Raw genomic sequence first — 18525 nt, forward strand, 5'->3', positions numbered from 1 at the left:
TGTCAAGTAATAAAAAATAAATATAATAACTATTATAAGCATAATAACTATTGCGATCAAAACAAAGAATACCCGCTGTCACAAAGGCTTTCAACAAATCGTGAAGATAAAATATCAATACAGGATAAAAAAAATATTTTAGCATCCTGATATTTTTTTTAAAAAAATTTCAGGGCGTTGGAAAAAAAATTGAAAGACCGGGCGAAAAATCAGGGTGAGCGAAAGTAACTTTTTTATGTTCACCTTCTTACCCGTTCAGGTTGGTTCGCCTTTCCGTCGCTGGATGGAATGCCTTGACAGGCTCTATGTCGGGCTGCACTTGTGGCGGAAAAACTCGCTACGCTCAAACAGTTCCCGCCACTTAGCGTTACGCTCGACAAAGCCTGTAACAAGACGTCCCAAAATACTCCGTAAAGGCGAACCTTTTTCATAATCGTCTTTTTTGTTACCGGTTTAACCGCAAAATACATCCCATAATAAGTGATAAAGTACCAAAAGAACATTGTAAACGGTATTAAAATGTATTTCATTTTATTAATCTGTGAATTTTGGTTGTCCAAAGGTTAATAACAAATTCATATTGCTTCTTTGACATGCTCTCTTGTGCTATTTGTAATTTTTCAATCAAGCTATTTGCATCCTCACTCGATTTCATTATTTCGTTAAATATTTCAAATGAATCTATTTCCACAAATTTTTTATATCCATCAATTTGATGCTGAGTAAGTAGACCGTTATTTAGCAAGTCGATAATACCGACTTCCTCTATCTCTCGGAAAAGAGATTTCTCAAGAGTTTTCACTTCACCGGTAGGGATACATAGTAAGAACTCTACATTATTTTTTTCTTCTATGAATAAAAAATACTTACCCGATTGATTATTCTTGCATGCATGTTTTAGGCCGTTCATGGTTCTTAATCCCCTTTTTTATGATAAACGGTTATGACTTTATCCTTTACTACTAACACCGCTTTGTTTGCTGCCTTATCAAGGCGATTAGCCAATTTCTTTAATTGTGCCTGTAGTTTAAGTTTATCTTTTTTGTTGATCTTATATTCAATCGCTCCTCCAGGTCTTGATGTTGGTTTGCCGAGTTGAAAAATCAAATCGATAATGTCTTCTGAGATACCTCTTTGTTGACATCTAATTATGGCATGTTTTGTAATATTCATGATATTTTCTCCGAATAATTATTTATTTTTAAGACTGACTGAAATCATCAGGGTCTATTAAAACACCATCTTCCAGCTTTGATTGAATCGCCATTTGGAGATTTTGAATTATGACGATAATCAGACCAAATCTTTCAAGTATTGGGTCATCGTTTCTAAGTAGGCATTCAAGTTTATTTTCAATATCATCAGCCTTCTGCACAAAATCAGATATAATTGAATACGCCTTTTTTTCTTTTTTTCTTTCAATTTCTGTAACAGAATCTAAGAGAGCTTTGTAAATTAAAATTATTCTTTCAACTACTGAATCTCTTGATAACTTAAACTCTTCTGATTTTTTATTGAATATACGCAGTGCTCCTTTACTTATGACAAAAGTTTTTCGTATCAATTGTACGGAAGAATCCTTATTGATTTTTCTTGTAGTATTCGATTGAAAATCGGAAATAGAATCGATTATATTGTCAATACATATAAGATCGAACAATTCCTTGGGTCTTATATTGTGTGTTTCCAAGAGCTTATTCAAAACATTGATACATTTATTGCTTAACTTAAACGTTGTGCGAACAGACTTTTTATCAGCGAGGTTTCTAATTTTTGGAAAATTAGAAATTTTTTGATCATTTTTCATGATATATCCTCCGATTAGGTAAATGATTATATCAAAAAATAATGATTCGTTTTGGATTTGTCAATAACTTTTTTGCATCTGATGCATTTTTATAATATTATCCTATAAAAGTAATCTCCAAGGGTTATTCAAATTCCTTGGGGTGGAGGAAGGCTATTGAAAAAATATCAATAAAACAATGGCCTTGATTGACTTAACTATTTTGTTTTGGCAGCGTCAATGATATTCCAAAGACGGTCAAGTGCAGATCAGCTTTTTGAAAAAAGAGGGGACCTTACGGAGTTCGCTCTTTTTCCTATGTGAAGAAAATATAAGGCTCCCATGAATTTATCCTGTTTTATGTAATTCTAATTCTATAGTGGTAACTTCATGTTTTCTTTTCGTCTCTTTAAAAATGCGTTTTATTTTTTTCACGAGACTTTCTGATGAGTATGGTGGTCCTGTGTTTAAAATTTTTCTGATAGCATTCCTGGTAATTTTATATTCAGTACATTCGGGACATTTTACAAAATTACCGTCATACCCATCAGGACGCTCAACTATTTTTGCAATAGTTCTGCATAAGTAGCATGGTTTCATTGATTTTTCCTTTAATTTAAGGGTTAAAATTAACCATAGAATAAACTAAAACCCCCTGCCTGTATACTAGTTCAAAGACTGAAATAGAAATGTATTTTGGTACATTTGCATCTGTCTCTTTATAGCTCAACGATCTTTCACAAAATCCACTTGATACATACAAAAACAGAGCCAAGATCTTATCCCGATATTCATTTTAATTGGAGATTAGCATAACCAAAGCTAAAAGAGCTTTTTCAACTTACGTCAGTAACCATATTCGATTTAAAAAAAGGTTGGATTTACCATGATTATGGGTAAAAATACAGATGCCCAATCAACGATTCCCTGCAAGCATGCCTCGGCCGGGTTAAAGCAAAATTATCATTTACAGCTTATTTACGGACGATGGGAAGCATGATGGCGAACTTTGTCCATTGTCCTTCTTCAGATTCAACTATTATGTCTCCGCCATGGTCTTTAATAAAACCATAGCAGACAGAAAGCCCGAGCCCCACTCCCTGAACACTCTCTTTTTTGGTGGTAAAAAAAGAATCAAAAATCTTTTTCACATGCTCGGGTTTTATACCTGTTCCCGTATCCTGGATAATGACAAAGAGCTTCCCGGCAGCAACCTCAGTGGATATATCAAGGCTTCCACCATCCGGCATGGCATACATGGCATTGGAAAACATATTGATAAATACCTGACGCAATTGATCTCTGGATGCTATAATAGCGCCTGGATCCTCAACAAGATCGAGGCTTACTTTTATACTGTTTTCCCTGAACCGTTTTTCATATAACATCATCAGTTCATCAATAATCACATTAATATCTATCTCTATACGTTTGTCCTGATCCGGCTTTGAAAAAGAAAGCATTTTTTTCAACATATCCGCCAACCGCTCAATCTCAGACAAAGACATATCCAAAAGTTTTCGCCTCTTGTTTTCAGGAGAAATTTCGGTTTTCATCAATTCAAGGGTGTTCATAATGCCAAACAAAGGGTTGTTCAGTTCATGGGCAATCTGGGAAGTAAGCCTTCCCATGGCGGCGAGTTTTTCAGATTGGAGCAGATGTTGCCTGGCTTCGCTGAGCTCTCTTTCTGCCTGGTACTGCTCCTTTAAATCGGCAAATATTGCTACAGATGCCAGTTCATCCCCTTTTTCATCATAAAGGATACTGGCAGAAAGATTTCCCTCGATCAGATCTCCATTTTCCTTTTTAAAGTTCAATAGATAGGAATTCAGCTTACCTTTACCCCCAAACTTTTCATCTCTTATCATTCCCATGACATTTTTAGCCACTTTACTGGAAAAAATCTGCTGTATACTCATTTTTCCAACCACTTCGTCGGCATCAAGTCCGAAGATATCTTCAGACCCCTGGTTCCACAGCTTGATAACCCCCCTCATATCCATCGCCATAATAGCATTAGGGGAACATGAAATAATCTTATCCAAAAAATCATGGGCTTCTTTTATCTGATTTTCACTTTTTTTTCTTCGGGTCTGATCGACAACAATCCCTTCATAACCAAGGATCACCCCTTTGGGATCATACCGGACATTACTGGTTAAAAGAATATGAAGTATGTGCCCGTTCCGTCTTCTCCACCTTACTTCATAATCAACAACCCGGCCTTTTTTTTCTATAATTTCAGTGTACTTACGCCTGTCATCGGGACTTAAATAGACATCTCTTGCAAGATCAAGCGAAAGAAATTCTTCCTTATCCTGATACCCAAGCATCTTTAACAGCGCAGGATTGACATCAAGGAATCGCCCTTTTTTACTGCTGACAAATACCCCGCATCCGGCATGTGAAAAAAGTCTTTGATAGCTTTCTTTAGAGGCTTTTAGTTTTTCCTCCTGCAGTACGTTGTGAGTAATATCACGGTAGATGGAAAGTTTTGATTTGGTTCCGTCCTGATTGACTACCGGAAGCTCTGACAGGACAAATATTTTATCAAGGGATTCAATATAGACCTCACTGTGATGCGTTTCATTATTAATAAAAACCTCATCGTATTTACACCAGTCGCAAGGGGTATCAGATCCGATCAATACTTCATGACATTTCTTCCCGATCCCTTCGCCAAACAATTCTTTCATGAATTTATTCATGTATTCAACGGTATAATCCTCGTTGATAATGTAAATACCATCTTCAAAAACATCCAGTGCATCCAAGAGCCTCGGGGTGTGTTCGGCCATGACATATCTCCTTTAAAATAAATGATAATTAACTAAATACTTGCCACCCTGTTTTTTGTCAAGGACAGGGACCTTGACTGAACATCAGGAAGGCTTTTCCTTGACACTTTGAATCAAGGAAAAGTATATAAACGCTGTTGTTTGATAGCAGGATATCTGAAAATGATTGAAAAGGAGTATTAATGAAAGATCATTACATACCTGAAAATAAATTTCCCATTGAGATTGATCGGAACATATTTATACTGGGTAATTATTTTTTCAATCTCTTTCTAATTATCGGCAACAGACACTCCGCACTGTTTGAAGTGGGTATCTCAGCTGTCGTTGATACGGTGATCAACCAATTGGAACTTCTTGATATCGATCCGGATTTTATCATTTCCTCCCATCCCCATTCCGACCATATCACAGGACTGCCAGGCCTTGCCCAAAGATATCCAAAGGCCCGAATTGTTTCAGCAGCGGGGGCAAAAGAATTTATTGAACATCCCAAAGCCGGACCTTTGCTGTTCAAAGAGGACATATTCATGTCAAAAAGCCTGGCTATCCATAACATCAAACCCGGCAGACCTTCATTGGAAAAAATTCCAAATCTTGCCGGATCAATGGTTGTTCATGACAAACAATCAATAGACCTTGGCCGGATCACATTGGATCTGATCAAAATCAAAGGCCATTCCCCTGGAAACCTGATCGGGGTTTTAAACGAAAAAAGAATCCTATTCTGCTCCGACAGCCTTGGCTTTCATTTTCCAGGCAGAGGATATCTCCCGTTATTCTTCACCCATGCCGATTCATATCTTTCAACCCTTGATTTTATTAAGGAATTTAACCCTTCCATTATCTGCCCTGCACATCAGGGCCCTTTGTCGGGGAAAGCTGCGGCAACGGGCATTCAAGAATCCCTGGACATTACACTCAACACCATTAAAAATATAAAGCTGTCGACTCTTTCCGGTAAAACGCTTGCCAGGGACATATTTAAGAAAAGCTATAAAGATGAGTTTGCCCTTTATACAGTAGATAATATTAAAAACTGTGCCGCCCTGATTGTAAAGAGGGCAAAAGAGTCTAAAATCAACTTTAGTTGAGGTACTAAAAAACCAAGACGGGAAAAATAATTTTATGCGTCGTGTAAAGCTATCCCCTTTCTCATCAAACCAAATATCAGAATGGTTGATACACTATAACAAGTTCATCATGTGGTGTTTGATTTTGATGACTCTACTTTTTATCATACCTGCTTCTCAATTGCGGATAGATGCTTCTGGTGTTTCTTTCAGTGCGACTGATTCTGAGGAATACAAAGATTATCTATCATTCATTGAAACTTTTGGGACAGATGAATATATAGTCTTAGCTATTCAAAATAGTCTAACCATCACTGATCCTGAACTAAAAAAAAGAGTGAATAGGGTTAATGAAGAACTCAATTCCATAGATTCTATTTTAAAGGTTATTGATCTTGGAACGATGGAATCGTCTAATCTATCCAGACTAATCAGCACCTCTCATTTCTGGGATGAAAAAATCCTTTCTGATTCCCTACATATTATTCCCGGACTCAATCGACTGATTTCCAAAGATATGAAAACCCTCGCATTTATTGTAAGAATCGACAATGAAAAACTCAATGGATTTCAATTGGAAAAGAACCTCAAGCAGATGAAACAAATTGTTGTCAGTGCTTTTCCTGAATATCCCCGTTGTTATGCTGCAGGAATTCCTGTCCTAAGAGCTGCTTTTGAACGGTATAATCTTATGAATGCTCTTATTTTTGGATCACTCGGTCTGCTATTTGGAACCCTAATTGCTTTTTACCTTTTTAAAACCATGAGGGCCGGAATGATGGTCATGCTGGCAAGTTTGGGTTCTCTGATATGGACCCTGGGAATCATGGGCGTTTTCGGAATTGAGTTAAATCTTGCTACAGGTCTAAGTTTTGGATTTATCCTTGTTGTTTCTACAACGACGGTTTTTCATATTGTCTCAAAATATTTTCAATCGTTGAAAGATTATTCAAAAGACGTTGCACTGCAAAAGACATTTGAAATAATTATACGTCCTTGTTTTATGTGTGCTTTAACCACCTCAGCCGGATTTCTTAGTTTGACAATAAGTCCTGTTAAAATGGTTTGCCAGGCCGGCATCATTATTTCCATTGGAGTGATGATGGCTTTTCTATTGGCCTTAGCGATCACATCCTTTTGTTTGCCAAGATATTTTATATCTAATCATAGGGTCCATCCTAAAACAGAAGGAGATTTTATAGATCGGATTGTCAAAGAGTACCTAACCATAGGCTTCAAAAAACCTGGCATAATAGTATTGGCAGGGATTTTATTTTTCATTATCATGGCATCAGGAATTCCTAAAATCCAAGCTGTAAAACATTTAACAAATCCCGTCATTAAGAGCACACGAGAAGCTAAAGACCTTGATTTTATTGAGCAGCATATCTCTACTGGTTACTCTTTTTCCATTATTTTAAAATCCCAGGACAAGAGTTTTGATTATAGAAAATTCTGGTACAATCTTTATCAATTTGAAAACACTTTGAAGTCCATCCCTGGCATTCAAAGCGTTGAATCGTTGACACCTCTTGTCTTTCGCCTATCCCTCGGATTGTCCCCTTCTGGTGTGATGCCGGAATTTGTATTCCGGCAGCTTGTGTCCCAAGATTCTGAAAATGAGATGATGAAATCCTATTTTGATCCGATTTCAAAAAGCCTTAGATTGATTATCCATATAAAAAATCATTCATCAGATCAAATAGAAGCTATCCTTAAACAGGTTAAAAATAAAGCTGAACACACCTTTTCTCAAGGAATAGAGGTCGCCCTATCCGGCCAATTGATCATGCTTAGATCACAAACCGCAGATCTGGTCTCATCCCAACTAAAAACATTGTTTTGGGCACTATTTGTTATTACCGTCTTAATGATGATCCAGCTTAAATCTTTTGTTCTTGGTTTGCTGAGTTTGATTCCCAATCTGTTTCCCCTTATCACAATTTTTGGAATAATGGGTTGGTTTCATATCCCCCTTGATCCGTTAACCATATTTGCTGCTGTAATCTCTTTCGGATTATCCGTGGATGATTCCATTCATTACCTAACAGAATTAAAAAGAAAAATGATGCATTTAAAAGAGACCAGCAATGTTCACGAGTGTTTGTCAACAGCCTACTACAAAACATCCCGTGCTCTTGTTTCAACAACTGCTGTCCTTTTCTTATCTGCTATGGGGTTACTTTTTTCTTCATTCCAGCATGTTTTTTCCCTGGGGTTGTTAATTTCTTCAGCATCAATCGTTGCGCTGGCTGGCGATCTTATGTTTATGCCTGCTATTGTTATAATGTCCGACCCTCTATCTTCTCTACTATCATCTGAACTTAAAATACAAAACAAAGGAATTAAAAATAACCATAATGAACCCCTTTTATGACTTTTTAAATAAAAAAAACCAATATTGCTTTAATAATTCCTGGGATATTGATGCACCTATAGGATTGATTTGGGATGAATTGATCAACTATAAGCAATGGCCTTTTTGGTGTGATGGGCTGGAAAGAATCGAGCAACTTGATGAATTTGACCATCTTCAGATAGGAAACAACATAAGATCTACTTGGAAAGGTCTTCTTCCCTATAGTATTACGTTTGATTCCGCCATAAAGGATTTTATGCGATATTCATTTTTATCCTTCACTGTAACTGGTGATTTGCGTGGAGAAGGACTTTGTTCCCTTTTGCCTTCTCAAAATAACACTACCGTCAATTTCATTTGGAAAGTTTCACCCACTCAATTATGGATAAAGATGAGTTCTCCATTTGCGAGAACTATTTTCATAGAAAATCATAATTATATAATGGAACAAATCATCTCGGGATTTACACGCATGATTGTCCAAAAAATCTCCTCACGGGCTCCGACGGATATTTGAGTGTCCATTCTCATACTCAAAAATTTTTCTGCTCAAGCGATGCAAATATGTGATATATGATTAATAAAATTAGAGCTTGGTTTTTCTGTTGGCTGTCCAAACGATAGGATCCACCGTAGGTTTTTAAAAAAATCAAATACCGCTTTAATTGTTAATCCAGGAAAAAGGAGAAAACATGTCTGAAACAAAAACCGATAATACTCAAATCGCTCTTGTAACAGGTGCCAGTAGAGGGATTGGAAAAGCAATAGCCAAGGCTCTTGCCAAAACCGACCGATTTGTATATCTAAATTTTAATTTAAACCGGGAAAAAGCAGACACAACTCTGAAAGAAATTATCAGCAGCGGAGGGAATGGAGCTCTTCTTCAGTTTGATGTCACCAATCAGGAGGAATCTGAAAAAGCCATTGAAAAAATCATTAAGGAACAAGGGAAAATCGATATTTTAGTAAACAATGCCGGCATCAGGGATGACAAGCTCATGGTCAGGATGAAAAAAACAAATTGGCAAACCGTTCTGGATACCAACCTGACAGGTTTTTTTAATGTCACACGGCTTGTCGTCAAAAACATGCTGCCAAAACGGTTTGGAAGAATTATCAACATATCTTCAACATCAGGCCAGATCGGACAGGCGGGTCAGGTGAATTACTCTGCATCAAAGGCGGGTCTTATCGGAGCAACCAAGGCACTTTCCCGTGAGATTGCAAAAAGGAATATCACTGTAAATTCAGTAGCACCGGGCTTTATTGAAACCGAAATGATTAAGGGGTTGTCTTTGGAAAAAATCGCGGACACCATACCGGCAGGCAGGCTTGGCAAGCCTGAAGAAGTTGCCGCAACTGTTCTTTTTTTATGTTCAAAAGACGCTGGATATATTACCGGCCAGGTGATTGGTATTAATGGAGGAATTCTGTAAAATATATCGGAAAGGTACCGCCGGTATTGTCAGCACACCGACACTGATCCTGGCAAAATACGGGTTTCAACTATTTGCTATTGTATCGTCCGGTCTTTCTCAGGGTTAAATACACATTCCCGGTAAAAATCAGGAACGCTCCTGTCCATCCGGAAGCCGAAAGGGCCGGGTCCATTGCAATAACAGGACCTAACACGGCTGCCAGCAGAATCCGGGTTGAAGAAATAATACCCCCTTCAATGGCGGTCACATATTTAAAACCAAGGGTAATCAGGTATTGCCCCACAATGGCAGAGAATGAACAGAAAAAAAGATATTTCAATTCTGAGTATTGGGGCAGATGCATCTTATTAAAAAAGAAGATAAAAATTAGTACAGACCCAAGGCCAAACAGGAAAAACAAAATGGTTTCCGTATCATGCATCTGCCTTGAAAGATTAAGGTACATAATGGCAATGGCCGCGCTGATCCCCGATGCCAGCGCCCATAAAGAATCCATATTAAAGCTCATTTTTCCAGGCGCTAAAATCAACCAGACCCCTGCAAATGCAAAAACAACAATAAGGATTGCAATGGCATCCCGCTGTTCCTTTAAAAAAATCCATGAAAAAATTGCGATAAACAAGGGATAGGTCATATTTAAAATATTGGCCTGGGCCACGGATGTTAAATCAACCCCTTTAAAAAAACAGTATACTGCAACACAGTTGGCAATCGTCCTGCCAATTAGATACCGTTTTTTTTTAACTCTGATTCTCTTCTTTTTGAGGGCTACCAGGATCAACACACTGATAAATCCCAATAAAAATCTTGCAAACACAAAAGAAGCGGTATCGATCTGCAACCCTTTGATCCGTGCCCACTTGATAATGACTGTGGCCAGGTAAAAAAAGAAGGCCGAACCAAAAACACAGATGCATCCAATCAATACCTTTAAATCAAATTGAAACTTTTCCTGCACTGTTTAAAGTTCCTTAGTGTGCTTGAATAACAAAAGATTTTCTATAAACCATTTAGAGTGGTTTAGCAAATCATTCCCCGGATTTTTTTGTTTCATTTGTCCCGATTTGGGATTTATTATCAAACAAAAATTTGAAATTGCCAATTGCTCCTGAAATTGTTAGGCTCTAGTGGTAATCCATGCTGCCTTTGGTTCAACGACTTAAAAAGAGAAAAAGATGGAAAAAGACAACCCTACATTTAACAAAGAAATCCTTTCTTTACGGACCCATATTGATCACATTGATTCGCAGATACTTTCCCTTCTTTCTCAACGCCAGGCCCAGGTTGAAAAAGTGGTCAAATTAAAGAAAAAGCACTATATTCCGGTGTATCATCCTGCAAGGGAGGAAGATCTGATTTCAAAACTTCGAATTCAGGCCGGAAAAGTAAATATAGATCCTGATTTTATGGAAGACCTTTACCGGGTGATTTTAAAGCAGTCACGCGTCAAGCAGACCGACCAGATGGAGCACAAAGGTGTCAGGCCGAATGCCAGAATATTAATTATCGGCGGTGCCGGTCAGATGGGACGATTTTTTGGTTCACTCTTTCAAAAATCCGGTTATGAAGTTAGAATCCTTACGGAAGAGGACTGGGATAAAGCAAAAAAACTTTGCAAAGATATTGACCTTTGCCTTATCTGTGTCCCCATTGAAAAAACCGAAGATATTATTGAACAGATTGCACCATTTCTTGAACTCAAAACCATTCTTGCCGATCTGACCAGCATCAAAGCGGGACCATTGAAAAAAATGCTTGGATCCCATCCAGGCCCCGTGACAGGACTTCATCCTTTGTTTGGTCCTACCACAGGCTCTCTTGACAAACAGATCATTATTGTCACCCCGGGAAGAGATTCGGATCGCTGCCAGTGGCTGGTGGAACAGCTCACCCTCTGGGGTGCCGTTATTGTCCGGTCGAAGGCCAAAGACCATGATGAAATAATGGGAATTGTTCAGGCATTGCGCCATTTTGCCACTTTTAGTTTTGGACAATTTTTATATGAAAAGCATGCCCGCATTGAAAGTACCCTTGAATTTTCAAGCCCGATTTACCGCCTTGAGCTGGGGATGGTGGGAAGGCTGTTTGCCCAGGACGCTCCTCTTTATTCTGAAATTATTTTTGCAACAAAGGAACGACGACGTCTTTTAAAAGACTATATTGCATCCTTGAATAACCATCTTGAGATGTTGGAAGCCAATGATAAGCATCTTTTTATTAAAAAATTCAATCATATCGCCAACTGGTTTGGCCCCTTCAGTGAACAGGCCATGCGGGAAAGCACCTTTCTGATCGACAAACTGATCGAAAGATTTTAATAGATTTTAATTTAGCTTTTTCCATATTGTTTTAATTTTTTTAACAGGGTTTTCCTTGTGATACCAAGCCTTCTGGCAGCTTCACTTTTATTGCCGCCGGCCGATTCAAGGGTGGAAAGAATGGCTTTCTCTTCTATCTGTGAAAGCCTGATATTCCCAAAATCCGTCCCGGCATCAATATTGCCAACTATGTTTGCCTTCATAAACGAAAGGTCTTCCAGGCAGATATAATCGGATCTGGCAAGGACGACGCCTCTTTCCACACAATTCATCAATTCTCTGACATTGCCTTCCCATTCATACCGGATCATGGCATCCATGGCATCAGGTGAAAAGCCTTTGATATCCCGTTTGTTTTTCTTTGAAAACATTTCTAAAAAATGCAACGCAAGGGTTGGGATATCTTCCTTCCTCTCCCTCAAGGGTGGAACTTCAACAGTCACAACATTCAGCCGGTAGTATAAATCCTGACGAAAGCTTCCCTGCTCGGACAATTTTTTTAAATCCTTATTGGTTGCGGCAATAATCCTCACATCTGTTTTAATGTTTTGATCACTTCCCACGGGTGTGATTTCTTTTTCTTGGATCACCCTCAACAGCTTTACCTGCATGGCAAGACTCATTTCACCGATTTCATCCAATAGAATACTGCCCTTGTCTGCCAGTAAAAATCTTCCTTTTCTTTTCTTATCCGCACCGGTGAACGATCCTTTCTCATGGCCAAAAAGTTCGGACTCAAGCAGGGTCTCTGTAATAGCGGCACAATTGATCCTTACATACGGATAATCTTTTCGTGAAGAATTAAAATGAATGGCAGATGACACCAGTTCTTTACCGGTTCCCGATTTTCCCATTACCAGGACATTGGCATCGGTCGGTGCCACCATGTGGATGGTGTCCATCAAAGAGAGTATGGCAGGGCTTTTTCCGATGATGTCATGGGCAAAGGACTGCTCCTTTAACCGGGTCTTCAAATGCCTGTTTTCCGTTTTCAAAGAAATGCTTTCAAAGATACGTTCAATCGTCAGTTTCAGCTTATCAAAATCCAATGGTTTGGTCAGATAATCATAGGCACCGATTTTCAAGGCATTTACGGCTGTATGAACGGATGAATAGGCCGTCATGATAATCACAGGCAGGGAAGGATTATAGGTTTTAATCAGCTGCAACGCTTCCATCCCGGACATTTTCACCATTTTCATATCCATCAGAACAATATCAAAGGGCTGTTCTTTTACCATTGCAACGGCAGTTGTCCCATCATCTGCCAGATGAACATCAACTCCCCAGTCCGCCATCAAAGTTTTGAGCATTCTGGCATGGGCTGCATCATCGTCAACCACAAGTATCTTTTTCATTTGTCTTTTTTATCCTTTTATAAAACAGGCAGATTGATAATGAAACACGTACCCTTGCCTTTTTTGCTTTCCACACGGATGCTGCCATTAAGGTTTTCAATGATCCGGTGAACGATTGAAAGCCCAAGCCCCGTACCGCTGGGCCGGGTGGTAAAATAGGGATCAAAGATCAGATCAAGGGATGCCTTGTCAATCCCAATGCCATTATCCATGATTCTTATTTCGATTCGTCCATCCTCCACAGCATCCTGCACCTGAATTTCTAATTTTCCTCTGTCTCCCAGTGCATCTATGGCATTAATATATAAATTTAAAAAAACCTGGTTCATCCGGTCCGGGTCCGTGTGAATTACAGTTTTTTCTGTATCAATATTGACCTTTGTTTCAATTGTCTTCTGATCCAGATCATGGTGAACCAATCTTAAGGAGTGGGTAATCAACTCATTGATATCCACTTGTTTTTTTTCAATCGCCATGGGTTTTGAAAACTCAAGTAACTGGGTAACGGATCGGTTGATACGTTCTACCTCCTTGACCATAATCCGGGCGGTTTCCTTATCAGCAGCATTATCTTCATACCGTTTGCCAAAATAGGTTGCAAATCCTTTAATGGAACTCAAGGGGTTTCTGATCTCATGGGCAACACCTGCTGCAAGATTTCCAATTGCTGCAAGCCGCTTGTTTGTCTCCACCTGTTTTTTAAGCGCTTTAATCTGGGTCAGATCCCGGAAAAGAAATAAAAATCCCATGACTTCACTTTCACTCTCCTTGATAGGGGATGCAATGATATCCAGCCGAACCTCATGGTCGGGATCAATTGCAAGATTGATCTCCCGGTTTAAAACCCCTTGAGATATTTCCATTTCCTGTATCAATTCAATCATTTGCGGGAAGGGTTGCGTCAGATCCCCTCCCAGGATATCTTTTGCTGCTTTATTCATGGATGTGATTTCATGGTCAGAATTAAGGGTAATCAGTCCCGAGGGCATGTTCTGGATCACATTATCAGAAAATGCCTTTACCTGAGTCAAGGATGCTTTTGCAGACCGGTACGCCTGGAAGACAAACAAGGCAACCATACCAACACATCCCAATATAAAAAAGAGAATACCCCTCCAGACAGTCTCTTTTAACAGCCTGTCCCGGGCAATCTTCTCCCTCTCCATGGAAAGCCCGGCAAAAATATAATGTTCCGCCATTTCAGACATTTTACCTTCCCGGCTTTGAAGATAAGGCCGGCTCCAGTCCAAAATTCCCCTTTCAGTATTCTGCTGATCTGACAAGTCCTCAACCCGTAACTTTGACATCCTGTCCATCCGGGTGTGCCCGCGCATGGGTCGGGACCTGATCGGTACAAACCGCTTGAACACTTCAAAAATTTGCATCTGATCTTTTTGCAGTCTTATCCTGTTATAGACCAAAGCAGTATCTTCATTCATCTTTGCAGTCCCGGGCATGGCATCAAAAGTTAGTCCCACCATGGCGGCATCCGAGTGTGCCAGTATCCGGCCGTCCCTTGATGTAATCATCATATAGATAACTTCGGGCTGCAACGAGGTCTCCAGAAGCATGGCCTGGATTCTTTTTGCACCCCATCGCATGGTGAACATTCCGGTTCTTGTCCCAGCCTCAAATGTTCTGATTAAAGAGGTTCCTTTTTCCAAAAGCCTTTGAGTGAAGAATTCCTTTTGTTTTTCGAGCCTGTCAAGGGTCATGAACGTAAAGATCGGCAAGAGGATCAATAAAACACCAATGAGAAATAAAGGGGATACCAATGGAAGATTAAATTTTTTCATTTTTTTTCTTTTTTATACCCGTTATACTTTAGTTGTTTCTCAATATATTTAATTATACCAAAATTAGATTAGAAGCAAAAACAATACCATGGGGAGAACGCCTTTGTTTTAAGGATCATTGATTTCCAGGCATCATGGTTCTGGATATTTTATATACACCTGGATACATTGCCCTGAGTAAAAAGTATACAATACCACAGATTTAATAACAACGCCTTATCATTGTATAATTTTAAATATGTGTTGTAAATTCAATGTGTTGAAAAATATTTTTCACCTTGGCACACCCCTTGCTGTATTATGTTTCAACAATGATCAAAAAGATCAATTAACAAACTAAACTTTAAATTGGAGATTATTATGAAAAAATCAATTATTATTATCAGTTCACTTCTCATGGTTGCACTTGTATCAGGAAGCGTATTTGCATGGGGCCCGGGCAAAGGCCGGGGAATGGGTTACAATTCTAATCAAGACTGTCCGCGATATGGAGGCCAAAGCGCCTTCAATGACTTGTCCCAGGATCAGAGAAATCAACTGGGCAGCCTTCGCCAGGTATTTATTGATGACACCTATGAGGCCAGATCTGCAAAATTTGCAAAACGGCAGGAAATGAGAATGCTCATGGAGACATCCAACCCGGACAGGGCCAAACTTGAAAAATTATCCCGGGAAATCACAGACCTGCAAAAACAGGTGAGAGACAAACGGATCGATTTTCAGTTGGGCGCAAAAAAAATCTCGCCTGAACTTGGTATGGGCAGAGGATTCGGACAAGGTCGCGGCAAATGGTCAGGAAAAGGTGGCCAGAGAGGGTTTCAGGGACAGGGAAACAACTGCTATTATAACAATTAAGCTCTAATCTGATTTACTTTATAACCGCCCGGAACGATGGAACCATCGTTCCGGGCGGTTTGTTTATGCTTCCTCAAGCGTTACATGATTTTTCAACACACCGATCTTCTCAACTTTTGTTTCCAGCACATCACCCGGCCCAAGATAAACAGGCGGTTTTCTGGCAAAACCTACCCCGCTTGGTGTTCCCGTTAATATAAGGGTGCCCGGCACCAGGGTGGCTGACTCGGATAAATATGAAATTATTTGGGCCACCGAAAAAATCATATCACTGGTGTTGCTTTTCTGCATGGTATTGCCGTTTAACACACATTCAATGTCAAGGGTATTGGGATCCGTCAACTCATCCGGTGTCACAATCCAGGGACCAAAGGGACAGAAGGTGTCAAAACTTTTCCCCTTTACCCATTGCCCTCCGCCGCTATGCTTCTGCCATCTCCTGGCGGATATATCATTTGCACAGGTGTATCCCAGGACATGATCAAGCGCCGTTTCCGGTGAGACATTCCTGGTATTTTTTTTGATGATCACGGCAAGCTCAACCTCATAATCCACTTCCGGAATTTTTACACAGGAGGCCGGAATCCTGACATTATCCAGGTGGCCTGCGGCTGCACTGATATTTTTCATAAACACTATCGGATATTTCGGCAATGCCATCCCGGTCTCTTTGGCATGCAGTTTATAATTTAACCCGATACAAAAGATAACACTGGGTAAGATGGGGGTTAAAATTTTTTTAACCGGTTTTCTTTTCCCCGTGTTGGAAAAATCAGTATAAATGTCCCCCTCAATTACAGATGCACTCTCATTATCAAAGTCACAACCCGTATAAATTTTATTGTCATCACTTTCAAACCTTAGGATTTGCATGTTTATTTTCTCCTGGTATTCATATATACGTTTAAATCATGAATTGCTTTTTTACTTTATTAAAATCATTGTCTTAAAAAATCAAGGCCCTTTAGCCAATGAGCCGAAATTGGGAAAAATTATTGACAGGTCTTTCTGCCAAAAAAGCAGATTTAATCATCCTGATTTTAACATCTCAAAAAATTGAAACCCGTGTTGAACGGAAAAACAATTCATTTGATGTCCTTGTAACTCATGCGGACATGGAAAAAGCCCTCATCATGATTAAGACCTATTATAAAGAAAATAAATTTTTCAGGCTTAAACAGCAGTTACAGGAAATCCCCATATCCTCATTTAAATCATATACTGCTTTTTCCATCATGGGACTGCTCTGGCTTATCCATGCGCTATGTCTTCAATATCATATCCACGAGGACATGATACTGAAATATGGAGCCTCCGCCCTTTTTATTCTCCAGGGAGAGGCATACAGAGCCATTACAGCCCTGTTTTTACATTCAGATACCCGGCACCTTGCAGGGAATATGGCAGGCATGCTCATTTTCGGAGCACCCGTGATCACCCTTTCCGGATTTGGTGTGGGGCCTTTTATGCTGCTGTTTGCCGGTACCCTTGGCAATCTTATCAATGCCCATCTTCACAAAACCGCCCACCTTTCCATTGGCGCCTCCACAGCCATCATGGGAGCGGCAGGCCTTCTTGTGGCATTCCAGATAACGCAAAAGTTCCGCCTCAATCATCTGATGCCCATATTTGCCGGTGTCGTGCTGATTGCCATGTTCAGCCAGGGAGAGAATACAGATGTGTGGGCCCATATTTTTGGATTTTTCAGCGGGCTTGGCTCCGGTGTTATTTTCTTTCCCCTGAACAGGATATTTCGATTTCCAAAAAAAGATCTGATCGCCCTATTCATCACCATCTTTATTATTGCCTCCGCTCTCCTGGCTGCAACTTAGGTGAACAATCCAGCAGATCCAATACCATTTGTGTTTCTAAAACCATTGTGCTACAGGGTTGCGAAGCCTTCTCTAAAATAAGCTGCGTGGATGGGAGTATGAAAAAAAATGGCTGTAAAAGGAAATGATTATACCGTTATGACCCTGAATCTCAGGTTCGGTCTTGCCGATGATGGTGATAATTCATGGCAAAACCGGAAACAATTGTTTACTGAGCTGCTCAAGCGTTATCCGTCAAGCTTTCTTGGAATCCAGGAATCCAACCATTTCCAAACTAGATTTTTAGTGCGGCATTTATGTGATCATCATTTCATTGGCTGGTACAACCTTTCAAAGGAATGGTGGCAAAGCAACCTTATCTTTTATCACAACACCTGGGAGTGCCTGAAAAGCAAACATTATTTTTTAACTACGACACCGGATATCGAATCCAAGATGCCAGGCAGCAAATGGCCCCGGCAATGTGTTATAGGGCTTTTCCAAAACGCATCCCGCAGGATTATTATTGCAAACACACATTTTGATTTTGCAGAATCTGTTCAAGAAAAAAGTGCATCACTGATGATCGGGTTCCTGGCTGAATTTCCAAAAGACTGCCCTGTAATCATCACTGGAGATTTCAATTCAAATCCAGGAGGCAAAGCCCATGCTGTTTTCCAGGCAAACGGCTTTTCCGAAGCATTTGACAATCAGCATTCAACCACATTCCACAAATTCACCGGCGAAGCAACCCTGGACCACATTGACTGGATATTATATCGCGGCAATATAAAAATTATCCGTAAAAAAATTATCACGGACTCATTTTCCGGTCGGTACCCATCAGACCATTATCCGGTTATGGCGGTTTTTTCATAAGTTATTTTTCAGATATACCTGGGCCGGGTCCTGGTCTTTTCATAAAATTCTTC

The 18525-nt window shown here is 39.6% G+C and carries 17 protein-coding genes; 8 read left to right on the forward strand and 9 right to left on the reverse strand.

Annotated features, from left to right (window positions below):
- Positions 1 to 526: 526 nt before the first annotated feature.
- The 5 genes from HGJ91_RS00255 to HGJ91_RS00275 all read right to left on the reverse strand — a co-directional run bounded on the left by HGJ91_RS00255 (position 527) and on the right by HGJ91_RS00275 (position 4584).
- The gene (locus tag HGJ91_RS00255; RefSeq protein WP_291345657.1) at positions 527 to 910 is read right to left on the reverse strand and encodes a hypothetical protein; all 384 of its coding nucleotides are present in this window, start codon (positions 908 to 910) and stop codon (positions 527 to 529) included.
- A gap of 5 nt (positions 911 to 915) precedes the next feature.
- A complete protein-coding gene (locus HGJ91_RS00260; RefSeq protein WP_291345658.1) occupies positions 916 to 1173 on the reverse strand; it encodes a hypothetical protein in 258 nt (85 codons plus the stop codon).
- Between the two features lie 28 nt (positions 1174 to 1201).
- A complete protein-coding gene (locus HGJ91_RS00265) occupies positions 1202 to 1807 on the reverse strand; it encodes a hypothetical protein (RefSeq protein ID WP_291345659.1) in 606 nt (201 codons plus the stop codon).
- Positions 1808 to 2134: 327 nt separating this feature from the next.
- Positions 2135 to 2386, reverse strand: a complete 252-nt coding sequence (locus HGJ91_RS00270; RefSeq protein WP_291345660.1) for a hypothetical protein — start codon at positions 2384 to 2386, stop codon at positions 2135 to 2137.
- Positions 2387 to 2760: 374 nt separating this feature from the next.
- On the reverse strand, positions 2761 to 4584 hold the full coding sequence (locus HGJ91_RS00275) for a PAS domain-containing sensor histidine kinase (protein WP_291345661.1): 1824 nt from the start codon (positions 4582 to 4584) through the stop codon (positions 2761 to 2763).
- Between the two features lie 182 nt (positions 4585 to 4766).
- On the opposite strand from HGJ91_RS00275, the gene HGJ91_RS00280 reads away from it, so the two are divergent.
- The 4 genes from HGJ91_RS00280 (at position 4767) to fabG (ending at position 9452) form a co-directional block, all read left to right on the forward strand.
- A complete protein-coding gene (locus HGJ91_RS00280) occupies positions 4767 to 5678 on the forward strand; it encodes an MBL fold metallo-hydrolase (RefSeq protein WP_291345662.1) in 912 nt (303 codons plus the stop codon).
- Positions 5679 to 5805: 127 nt separating this feature from the next.
- Complete coding sequence (locus HGJ91_RS00285) at positions 5806 to 8034, forward strand: efflux RND transporter permease subunit (RefSeq protein ID WP_291345663.1); 2229 nt, start codon at positions 5806 to 5808, stop codon at positions 8032 to 8034.
- Complete coding sequence (locus tag HGJ91_RS00290) at positions 8018 to 8533, forward strand: hypothetical protein (protein ID WP_291345664.1); 516 nt, start codon at positions 8018 to 8020, stop codon at positions 8531 to 8533. Before HGJ91_RS00285 ends, HGJ91_RS00290 begins: the two co-directional genes overlap by 17 nt.
- A gap of 175 nt (positions 8534 to 8708) precedes the next feature.
- Positions 8709 to 9452, forward strand: coding sequence for a 3-oxoacyl-[acyl-carrier-protein] reductase (gene fabG, locus HGJ91_RS00295; protein WP_291345665.1), 744 nt, complete (start codon positions 8709 to 8711; stop codon positions 9450 to 9452).
- A 70-nt stretch (positions 9453 to 9522) separates the two neighbouring features.
- Here fabG and HGJ91_RS00300 read toward each other — a convergent pair whose 3' ends face one another.
- Positions 9523 to 10413 carry a DMT family transporter gene (locus HGJ91_RS00300; RefSeq protein WP_291345666.1) on the reverse strand — a complete coding sequence of 297 codons (891 nt, stop codon included), beginning with the start codon at positions 10411 to 10413 and terminating at the stop codon, positions 9523 to 9525.
- A gap of 217 nt (positions 10414 to 10630) precedes the next feature.
- Here HGJ91_RS00300 and tyrA point away from each other — a divergent pair, with 217 nt between their 5' ends.
- Positions 10631 to 11773: a bifunctional chorismate mutase/prephenate dehydrogenase gene (tyrA, locus tag HGJ91_RS00305; protein ID WP_291345667.1), complete on the forward strand. Its 1143-nt coding sequence runs from the start codon at positions 10631 to 10633 to the stop codon at positions 11771 to 11773.
- Positions 11774 to 11784: 11 nt separating this feature from the next.
- Here tyrA and HGJ91_RS00310 read toward each other — a convergent pair whose 3' ends face one another.
- Both HGJ91_RS00310 and HGJ91_RS00315 read right to left on the reverse strand, forming a co-directional pair.
- A complete protein-coding gene (locus HGJ91_RS00310) occupies positions 11785 to 13131 on the reverse strand; it encodes a sigma-54 dependent transcriptional regulator (protein WP_291345668.1) in 1347 nt (448 codons plus the stop codon).
- 17 nt (positions 13132 to 13148) lie between these two features.
- Positions 13149 to 14927: an ATP-binding protein gene (locus HGJ91_RS00315; protein WP_291345669.1), complete on the reverse strand. Its 1779-nt coding sequence runs from the start codon at positions 14925 to 14927 to the stop codon at positions 13149 to 13151.
- 360 nt (positions 14928 to 15287) lie between these two features.
- Between HGJ91_RS00315 and HGJ91_RS00320 the strand changes: the two genes are divergently transcribed.
- Positions 15288 to 15782, forward strand: a complete 495-nt coding sequence (locus HGJ91_RS00320; RefSeq protein WP_291345670.1) for a Spy/CpxP family protein refolding chaperone — start codon at positions 15288 to 15290, stop codon at positions 15780 to 15782.
- A gap of 63 nt (positions 15783 to 15845) precedes the next feature.
- On the opposite strand, the gene HGJ91_RS00325 is transcribed toward HGJ91_RS00320, so the two are convergent.
- On the reverse strand, positions 15846 to 16655 hold the full coding sequence (locus tag HGJ91_RS00325; RefSeq protein ID WP_291345671.1) for a fumarylacetoacetate hydrolase family protein: 810 nt from the start codon (positions 16653 to 16655) through the stop codon (positions 15846 to 15848).
- Positions 16656 to 16753: 98 nt separating this feature from the next.
- Here HGJ91_RS00325 and HGJ91_RS00330 point away from each other — a divergent pair, with 98 nt between their 5' ends.
- A complete protein-coding gene (locus HGJ91_RS00330) occupies positions 16754 to 17614 on the forward strand; it encodes a rhomboid family intramembrane serine protease (protein WP_291345673.1) in 861 nt (286 codons plus the stop codon).
- 108 nt (positions 17615 to 17722) lie between these two features.
- Complete coding sequence (locus HGJ91_RS00335; RefSeq protein WP_291345675.1) at positions 17723 to 18472, forward strand: endonuclease/exonuclease/phosphatase family protein; 750 nt, start codon at positions 17723 to 17725, stop codon at positions 18470 to 18472.
- Positions 18473 to 18525 lie beyond the last annotated feature (53 nt).

It is taken from the genome of Desulfobacula sp. (assembly GCF_014237455.1).
GTDB lineage: Bacteria > Desulfobacterota > Desulfobacteria > Desulfobacterales > Desulfobacteraceae > Desulfobacula.